The 8,141-nt window shown below is 67.5% G+C and carries 5 protein-coding genes; 2 read left to right on the plus strand and 3 right to left on the minus strand.

Annotated features, from left to right (window positions below; all coding sequences use genetic code 11):
- Window positions 1–122: 122 nt before the first annotated feature.
- Complete coding sequence (locus Q0Z66_RS11390; protein ID WP_298041216.1) at window positions 123–3,449, minus strand: discoidin domain-containing protein; 3,327 nt, start codon at window positions 3,447–3,449, stop codon at window positions 123–125.
- A gap of 124 nt (window positions 3,450–3,573) precedes the next feature.
- On the opposite strand from Q0Z66_RS11390, the gene Q0Z66_RS11395 reads away from it, so the two are divergent.
- A complete protein-coding gene (locus Q0Z66_RS11395; RefSeq protein ID WP_298041218.1) occupies window positions 3,574–5,187 on the plus strand; it encodes a sialidase family protein in 1,614 nt (537 codons plus the stop codon).
- Here Q0Z66_RS11395 and Q0Z66_RS11400 read toward each other — a convergent pair.
- Complete coding sequence (locus Q0Z66_RS11400) at window positions 5,184–6,350, minus strand: Fic/DOC family N-terminal domain-containing protein (RefSeq protein WP_298041220.1); 1,167 nt, start codon at window positions 6,348–6,350, stop codon at window positions 5,184–5,186. The genes Q0Z66_RS11395 and Q0Z66_RS11400 overlap by 4 nt on opposite strands.
- A gap of 233 nt (window positions 6,351–6,583) precedes the next feature.
- Window positions 6,584–7,585 carry an SDR family NAD(P)-dependent oxidoreductase gene (locus Q0Z66_RS11405; protein ID WP_298041222.1) on the minus strand — a complete coding sequence of 334 codons (1,002 nt, stop codon included), beginning with the start codon at window positions 7,583–7,585 and terminating at the stop codon, window positions 6,584–6,586.
- 86 nt (window positions 7,586–7,671) lie between these two features.
- Here Q0Z66_RS11405 and Q0Z66_RS11410 point away from each other — a divergent pair.
- The coding region (locus Q0Z66_RS11410; RefSeq protein WP_298041224.1) for a TetR/AcrR family transcriptional regulator at window positions 7,672–8,141 on the plus strand (470 nt) is incomplete at its 3' end.

An 8,141-nucleotide genomic window follows, 5' to 3' on the forward strand; every position in this document is an offset into this window, starting at 1 on the left:
GTGCGACGGCCGGCGCCCGCTGACAGAGGCGGAGACGACGAAGCGGGCCCGCAGGTCGTGAAACCTGCGGGCCCGCTCGCTGCCGGTGGGGGCCGTCATCGCGGCGGCCCCCACCGGGGTGATCAGCTGATCGTCGCGCCGCGTCGGCGGGCGAGCACCAGGCCGCCGCCGAGCAGGCCGAGGGCGAGGAGCACGGCACCGACGATGCCGGCCGCTTCCATACCGGTGACGGCGAGCGAGCCGTCGTCTCCGGCTTCGCCCGACCCGGATCCGGAACCGTCGTCGGAGCCGTCGTCGATGAGGACGCCGACCGACACCGCGATGCGCACCTCGCGCTCGATGCCATCGGCGTCGAGACCCGTGACGACGACCTCGTGCGCGCCGGCTTCGACGTCACCGGTGGCGATGATCGAGTCGAGCGACACCGAGCCGTCTTCGCCCGCCGCGGCCGAGCCGAGGACGATCGGGTCGGAGTGCAGTTCGACGAGCACCTCGGAGCCGGCCTCGGCGCCGGTGACGGCGACCGTGAACGGCTGGTCGAAGTCGATCGCGTTGCTCTCGACGCCGTCGACGAGCACGACAGCATCCAGGGTGCGGATCTCGACAGCGGACGAGACGACCGTGCCCGTGTTGCCGGCAGCATCCGTCGATCGGGCCTCGAGCGTGCTCGTGCCGAAGGCGTCGAACACGATCTGGCCGTTCTCGGGAACAGCCGCCCACTCGCCGTCACCGATGCGGTACTCGATCGAGGAGACGCCCGTGAGAGCATCCTCGGCCGTGATCGTCGCCGTCACCGGGGTGTCGGCGTTGCCGATTCCGTCAGCCGGGTCGAGGGCGATCTCGGTGGTCGGGCCGACGGCGTCGACCTGCAGCGATGCGAAGCCGGAGACCGAGGTCTCGCCGACCGTCGAACGGTACTGGACGGCGCGGTCGCCCTCGCCGCCGACCGTGAACGATCCATCGATCTCAGCCCAGTCGCCGCCGTCGATGCGGTACTCGGTGGCGCCCGCGTCACCGGCGGAACCGGCAGCGGAGACCGTCACGGGAACCTCGCCGGCGTACACACCGGACTCGAGAGGCGCAGCGTCGGTGGAAGCCACGATCGCCGCCTCCGCACCCGCGGGGCGCGGGACGGAGAGCTCGAAGATCGACAGGTAGGGGTCGATGTTCTTCGTCGTGACGTGCACGCGCACGTGGCGGGCCTGGACCTCGTCGAACGTGATCGCATCGGCGCGCGTGGTGCCGGATGCCGCGGGCATGTCGGACTTCGTCGCGACCGTGGTCCACTCGGAGCCATCGTCGCTGACCTGGATCGTGTAGTCCTTCGCCGCAGCGGCCTCCCAGAGGATGTCGACCTGCGAGAAGGCGCGCTTCTCGCCGAGGTCGACGTCCAGCCAGGCGGGGTTCACGTAGCTCGCCGACCAGCGCGTCGACGGGTTGCCGTCGACCGCGGCGGATGCCGGGAACTGCGCGGCCTCGTCGCCCGAAGAGGTCGCCGTGGCGCCGGCGGTCCACGCCTCGGGCGCGAACACCTGAGCCGACCATGCAGCGATCTTGTCTCCACCCGAGACGATGTCGTGAACCCACACGTAGCGGGCGTCGACGCCGTTCAGTCCGATCGAGCCGTTCTTCGCGATGTCTGCGTTCTGCCAGAAGATGCCGTCGGTCGAGGTCGCGACGCGGAAGCTCTCCGGTGCCGTTCCCGCCCACTTGACGTCCAGGCTTCCGGCGCTGCGCGCCTCGCCGAGGTCGATGCGGAAGCTGGCGTTCTTCTCGGAGGTCTCCCACTTGGTGAGGCTGCGACCATCGGTGAGGGCGGCGGTGTCGCTGCCCTCATCGGTGGAGGATGCCGTGACCGCGGCGCCGAACGACACTTCGCCGTTCGCCGCCGAACCGGTCTGCTCGATGACGGTCAGGCTCGGGCCGCGGCCGATCGAGGAGACCGCCGTGGTGAACTCGCTGTATCCGATGGCCGGGGTGTCGGCCTTCCACGTCTTCTGCGCGATCACCGGGAACGAATCGCGGATGAGGCCGTGCACGTCGAGCTGGCTGTAGTCCGCGGCGACGAGGTCGTTCCAGACGGCGAACATGGCGCCGTCGGGGGCGCCGGCGGGAACCGTGTCCTGATCCCAGAGGCGGTTGGGCAGCCAGTTGGCGTAGATGCCCGCGTTGTTCAGGCCGTTGCCGTGGTAGTAGTCCGCGAACGGGACGACGTAGAGCGTGCCGTCGTTCATGTTGATGAAGCGGTACCCGTCGTCGAGGGCCGACTTCATGCCGTACCAGCCGTCGTTCCAGTTGCTCATGATGACGTCGCGGTCGTAGCCGTCGGCGTTGCCGGTCATGATCGTGGCGCTGCCCCAGGCGCGGGGCTGCTTGCCGTGGCTGCGCACGTGCTCGGCCATGTCGTTGAAGAACTGCACGTATTCGGTGGCGTACTGGCGCGGGTACTCGTCGGCGCCGTAGTGCACCTCGTCGCCCTCGAACCACGGGATGAACTCGTCGAAGACGCCCTTGATGATCTCGGTCGTCTCGGGCTTGGTGAGGTCGAGGTGGTCGCTGTCGCCGTTGTTCATGCCGAGCTCGGGCTTCCAGTGGATGAGTGCCAGCGAGTGGGCGGGCACGTCGATCTCGGGAAGGATCTGCATGTGGTGCGCGGAGGCGGTGTCCTCGAAGGACTGCCAGTCGGCGCGGTCGTAGGCGCCGTCCTCGGAGGCGAGGTCCGCGTACTCCGGGTTGTCGGACTTCAGGCGGAAGCCGGCGTAGGCCTCGGCCCAGGTGAGGTCGCGCTCGTGCGGGAAGATCTCGTTGTCGTTGAGGTGGATCTGGAAGACGTTGAGCTTGTACCAGCTCATCATCGAGATGTAGTCGCGGATGTAGTCGGCGTCGAAGAAGCGGCGTCCGACGTCGAGCATGAAGCCGCGGTCCTGATAGTCGGGCCAGTCGATCGTCTCGCCGCGGGGGAGGGATGCGCGGTCATCGGCGGATGCCAGGATCTGCAGCGCCGAGCGGGTGCCGTAGAAGACGCCCGTGCTGGTGGGGGCGGAGATCTCGATCGTGTCCTCGATCGAGAGCACGTAGCCCTCTTCGTCGAAGCGCTCGCCGCCGTCGGCGTGCTTCAGGCCGCTCTGCACGTCGAGGACGATGTCTCCGGCGCGGGCACCGGAGGTCTTGACCTCGAGCGTCAGCCCGGTGATGGCGTTCAGGTCGGTGACGAGCTGTGCCGCCACGTCGGCGGATTCAGCATCCGCAACGATGCGCGAGTCGGCATTGATGCGGGTGTCTCCGGTGCCGCCGGTCCAGTTCTGCAGCTCGGGGACGACGATGGGCGACTCGTTCACGTCGTCGCCCATCGCGGCCATGGGTGCTGCGAATGCGGATGCTCCGGTGGCGGCTGCGATCAGCAGCGCCGCTCCTCGAAGCCGGGTACTTCTCCTGCTCTGATTACTCACTGATTCTCCTCGTCGTCATCGACGCAATTGGTGCAGCAATTTGTAAGGATGGTGACCAAACCATATGGGAGCGGCCTCCCCGCGGTCAATGGTTTGGGAAATACCGGCTCACTAGGATGAAAACGTGCGTAGCGATGTCGTTGTGAAACCCGGATCCGACCCCCGATTCGAACGGGTCCTCGCCCGCCGCGGAGAGGGCGGATACCGGCAGTTCCGCATCCCCGCGCTCGCCATCAGCCCCCGCGGGACGCTCCTGGCCGCCTACGACGGCCGACCCAACCTCGACGACCTCCCCAACCCCATCGATCTGCTGCTGCGGCGCAGCTTCGACGGCGGGCGCACCTGGGCCGCGCAGCAGGTCGTGCGCACCGGCACGGGCCTGGACGGATACGGCGATCCCAGCATCCTCATCGACCGGGAGACCGGCCGGATCTTCGTCTTCCACGCGGCCGGCACGCACGCCGGCTTCTTCGAAGCCGTCGAGGGGATCGACGACGAGGATGCCGTGCAGCACGCCGATGTGTCGTACTCGGATGACGACGGCGAGACGTGGACCCACCGCCGCCTGACCGGAATGCTCAAGCGCCCCGGGATCACAGGCCTGTTCGCCGCCGCCGGCGCCGGAATCCAGCTGCACGCCGGGGCTTTTGCGGGACGCCTCGTGCAGCAGTTCGTCGTGCTGCACCGCGGCGAGATCATGGCCGCCAGCGCGTACAGCGATGACCACGGCGAGACCTGGACCCTGGGCGAGCTCATCGCCGGAACCAACGAGAACAAGGTCGTCTGCCTCAGCGACGGCACGGTGCTGATGCACTCCCGCGCCACCCCGCATCGGCTCGTCGCACTGTCTCGCGACGGCGGGCACAGCTACAGCATCCCGGCGCCGCACGCCGATCTGCCCGACCCGAGCGACAACGGTTCCGTGGCGCGCTTCGACGGCCTGCCGAACGTCGATCTCGCCCGCGACGACAGCGATCAGTGGCTGCTCGCCACACACAACCACGACACGGATCTGCGACGCAACACGGTGCTGAAGCTCTCCCAGGATGATGGCGTGACCTGGCCTTTCGCCGTCACGCTCTGCGGCGGCAGCAGCGCCTACTCGACCGTCGCCCGGCTTCCCGACGGACGCATCGGCGTGCTCTACGAGCGCGACGGATACCAGGAGATCGTCTTCGTCTCGCTGCCCGTCGACGAACTGCTCGCCTCACCCACCGCGGAGCTCACGCACGACGACGGCACCGTGCGCACCGGCGAGGTCGAAATGGATGTCGTGCTGCGATCGATCACCCCCGCCCGGCCCGCCGAATGGCGCAGCGTCGGCGAGAGCGTCGTGCTCGGCGTCACCGAAGGCGACTGGGATGCCAGCGCCTGGAAGGAGGTCGGCCAGGGCTACACCGCCGACGCGCCCCAGGTGCTCTCGAACCGCGAATCGCAGGACCTGAACTACGGACCCATCGCCCCCGGGTTCCGCACCGGAGACCTGCTCGCCTTCTCGGGACGCGTGCGCGGGCAGGCGGATGCCGTGACGGTTTCCGTCGCCGGCCAGGAGCTGTTGCCCGCGACCGCGCTCGCCGCAGGGGAGAAGGCGACCTTCACCCACACGCATGTCGTCACGGCCGACGAGGTCGCGCGCGGCGCCGTCGAGATCGCGTTCGTCATGACCGTCGCCGGGGTCGGTGAAGCGCGGCGGGTGCTCGCCTATGACGTGCGGACGGGGCAGGCGCTTTCTTACTAGTCGTCGAAATCCATTCGTGTGACCGCATGCCAGATCTCAGTTGCCACCCATCGCTCTTTGCCGCCGCGCCCCCAGCGACCTGCGGAGCGAACCCAGCCCAGGTCTTCCGCGCGGCGAAGGAGGCTCGAGCCCGTGGGTTGACTGACGCTCAAACTGCGGACCACCGTGGCTACAGTGACGACCGGGTTCTCGAGCAGGAGGTCGATGAGTGATCCGACTCGGGAGCGTTCGCCGCGAACTTGGGCCCGGTACCTTTCCCTGATCTCGAGAAGCTCGGAGATTCTGCCCGCGCTCTCGTTTGCCTGTCGTTCCACGGCGGCCGCGAAGAACTGAACCCACTCGTCGATCTCGCCGCGCTCACGCACAGCTTGGAGTCGGTCGTAGTACTCGTTGCGATGCGACTCGAAGTGGGACGAAATATGGAGGATCGGAGCGCTGAGGATGCCATCCTGCATGAGTTCGAAGCCGATGAGCAGCCGCCCGATGCGACCGTTGCCGTCGAGGAACGGGTGGATCGTCTCGAACTGATAGTGCATGAGAGCACCTCGGAGAACCGCGGGCATCGTCGATGGTTCGTTGACGAAGCGCTCCCAGTCTGTGAGGAGATCGCCGAGGTCATCATGATGGGGCGGGATGAAGCGTGCGGTCTCGGGGCGCGCATTGGGTGACCCAATCCAAACGGGCGACTTGCGGAGTTCTCCGGGAAACTTCTCGTCGCCTCGAACCCCGGTGAGGAGCGTCTCGTGCAGCGCGCAGAAGAAGCGGAGAGTCAGCGGCCATGCTTTGATGAGTTCGCTTCCTTGCTCGATCGCGCGGAGGTAATTCGCCACCTCCCGCAGATTCTCGTTTTCGATAGGAACATCGTCGTTCTCTGCCGAGAGGACTTCGCTCAACGAGGCTTCGGTTCCTTCGATGCGGGAGCTTGCGAGGGCTTCCTGTGCGAGGGCGGGACCCAGGAGAAGAGCCGGGTTGTCGATGACCATGGCCAGGCCCGAGAGCCTGCCCAGTGCGAGGTCGGCTCGTGAGAGTGCAGCGACTGTCTCGGGCTGAAGCTCGACTTCTCGCGGGATCGGCGCGGGAAGGAAGTATGCATGCGGCCAGGTGCTGAGCGGTTTTGTCGTGAGTGTCCCGAACCTGGTGCTGCGAAAATCACTGGCGCGCATGCCGTCCGTCCCTGCTTATAGAAACATGTCGAAGAAATAACTTTGAGACCCAAAACATTTAAGTTCCGTCAGATTCTAAAGGTTTGCTCGAGGCTTGGCTACAGCATCCGAGGACAACGATGCCCCGCGGCCGGAAACGGCCAGCGGGGCATCACCATCGGGGGGATGGGTATCTCCCGTTCGGGTCGGGAGGGGTGCTCCCGTTCGGGTCGGGAGGGTCTGTGGGGCCGGGGTTACTGCACCGACCAGCCGCCGTCGGAGGCGAGGATCGCGCCGTTGATGTTCACGGCGTCATCCGACAGCAGGAACGTGATCGACGCGGCGAGGTGCTCGGCGGTCGCGAGCGACGGGATCGCCTGCTGGAACGGGGCGAGACGCGCGGAGCCCGCCTCGGACATGTTCGGGGGCATCGGGATGCCGGTGGCCACGCCGCCCGGGGCGACGGAGTTCACGCGGATGCCCTTCGGGCCGTACATGAACGCGGCCGACTTGGTCACGCCGAGGATGCCGTGCTTGCTGGCCGTGTAGGCGTTGCCGGATGCGTTGCCGCGCAGGCCCGCCTCGCTGGCGACGTTGAGCACCGAACCCGTGCCTGCCTTCTCCATGATCGGGAGGACGGCGCGCATGAGCTTGAACGGCGCGGTGAGGTTGATCGCGATGACGCGGTCCCAGACGGCGTCCGTCGTCTCGCCGGCGGGGGAGAAGTCGTCGTTGATGCCGGCGACGTTCGCGAGGGCGTCGATGCGCTCTCCTGCAGCGGCGATCACGGCGTCGATGGAGTCCTGCTGGGTGAGGTCTCCGGCGACGGTGATGATGTCGGCATCCGCCAGCTCGGCCTTGAAGGCGTCGAGCTTGTCGGCCGAGATGTCGGCGGCGATGACGCGTCCGCCTTCGCGGGCGATGCGGGAGGCCGTGGCCTTGCCGATGCCGGAAGCAGCGCCGGTCACGATCACGGTCTGGCCGGCGAAGCGGCCGGGGGTGATCTTCTCGACCCAGCCTGCGGGGGCGTCATCGGTGGGGATCTCGCCACCATTGGCCGCGCGCACGAGGTCATCGATGACCGACTGGGGCATCTGGCCCTGGCTGAGGGCGACCATCTGCTGCAGGGGGAGCCCGAGAACCGGGGCGAGGGAGTCGGCGCTGGCGCCGGACTTCTCCAACAGGCCGCGCACGAGAGCGCCGCCGGTGGGGTCGTTCAGCCATTCGCCGATGGTGGAGTTCGCGGTCAGTGCCATGGTTTCTCCCTCGTTTCTTCTGCGGATCCCGTTTCGCAACGGTGCGTCTATTTATATCTCACCGACACCCCGCGTAACCTGAACGTATGCCGAGACCCCGCAGTGAGAAAGCGCGTCGCGCCGTGCTCGACGCCATGCGTCGCGCGCTCGCCGCGGACGGCTTCCACACTGTCACGATCGAGGGTCTCGCGGCCGAGGCGGAGGTGTCGAAGCAGACGATCTACCGGTGGTGGCCGTCGAAGGCGGCGATCCTCGGCGAGGCCCTGCTCGAGGGCTCGCTCGGCTCTCCCGAGCTGCAGATGACCGATGACCTCGCGGCGGATCTGCGGGCCTGGTTCGCGGGAACATCCGGCCATCTGGCCCAGGGCGAGGGTGTGGAGATCGCCCGCGCGCTGATCGCCGTGACGGCGACGGATGCTGCGCTCGGCGAGACCCTCAACGAACGGCTCGCCGGACCCATCGTCGAAGCGATCACCGCCCGCCTCGAAGCAGCGAAAAAGGCCGGTCAGGTGCGTGAAGATGTGGATGCCGGGATGCTCGCCGACCAGTTCGTCGC

The organism is uncultured Microbacterium sp. (genome assembly GCF_947632095.1).
Taxonomy (GTDB): domain Bacteria; phylum Actinomycetota; class Actinomycetes; order Actinomycetales; family Microbacteriaceae; genus Microbacterium.

Excerpts from the sequence above, each read along its gene's own strand:
- Q0Z66_RS11405 (WP_298041222.1), bottom strand. The coding sequence starts at position 7,585 with ATGGCACTGACCGCGAACTCCACCATCGGCGAATGGCTGAACGACCCC.
- Q0Z66_RS11400 (WP_298041220.1), bottom strand. The coding sequence starts at position 6,350 with ATGCGCGCCAGTGATTTTCGCAGCACCAGGTTCGGGACACTCACGACA.